Raw genomic sequence first — 919 nt, forward strand, 5'->3', positions numbered from 1 at the left:
GTATAACGACGTGCCAATTTTAAAGCGGCTTCGTTTGCCTCGGCCCCTGAATTAGCAAAAAACACTAGCCGATCTGTTCCTTGTGTTAACAACCCCGCGACCCGTTCTTGCAGGGTACTTTTATACAAATTTGACGTATGCCAAATGCCTTTAATTTGCTTTTCAACTGCTGCTTGCACTGTCCTTGGATGATAACCAAGATTCATTACACCGATGCCGGCCCCAAAATCTAAATACTCATTCCCTAGCTCATCAACGACATAAGCATCATGCCCATCAACCAGTTCAATATCTGAACGGGCATAGGTTTCAAATAAATGACTCATTCTTGGTCCCCCAATACTAATTTTGTACCCACTTGAAAATCACGGCCCATTTGAATCTTTTGCACCCCTAACTGCATCGCCATAAATGCGGCCTGTAATTTAATAAACATTCCCCCAGTCACCACTTCTTGTGACATTAATGTCGCTGCCACTTTAGGTGAAAGTTTGGACATAACTTGCTGATTTTGATCAAGTACGCCAGCCACATCCGTCAGAAAATACAACGTGTCCGCCTTGAAATGGCGTGCAAACGCTAATGCAATTTCGTCGGCATTCACATTCAGTAACTCGCCTTGAGCCGATGATACCAGTGGTCCAATCACATATAACTGACCCGCCATTAGTGTCGTCGTAATGCTGTCGATTTCACCAACTGCCCCAAATTTTCCGGCGTCCTTTATCTTTGCAACAACACCATCGGTTAACCGAGTTGGGCTTAAATGCGCTTGTCCCAAGACATGGTGTAGCATTGGCCAAACCTGTGTTTGCACAACGTTCACCATGACCTTTAATGTTGCCTCATCGGTGTAGCGTAAGCCGGCTACTTTTTTAACTGGTAATTTTGCGTGCGCCAATGCGTCATCAACCATCGG

Annotated in this window: 2 protein-coding genes; both read right to left on the reverse strand. The window is 45.0% G+C overall.

Annotated elements, in window-relative coordinates:
- Window positions 1–326 (reverse strand): aminotransferase class III-fold pyridoxal phosphate-dependent enzyme (locus WEIDD23_RS14670; RefSeq protein WP_242865460.1); only part of this gene is annotated, 326 nt, incomplete at its 3' end.
- Window positions 323–919 (reverse strand): amino acid kinase family protein (locus tag WEIDD23_RS07035; protein WP_062358867.1); only part of this gene is annotated, 597 nt, incomplete at its 5' end. The genes WEIDD23_RS07035 and WEIDD23_RS14670, both read right to left, overlap by 4 nt.

Source organism: Weissella sp. DD23 (assembly GCF_001579105.1).
Classification (GTDB): domain Bacteria; phylum Bacillota; class Bacilli; order Lactobacillales; family Lactobacillaceae; genus Weissella; species Weissella cibaria.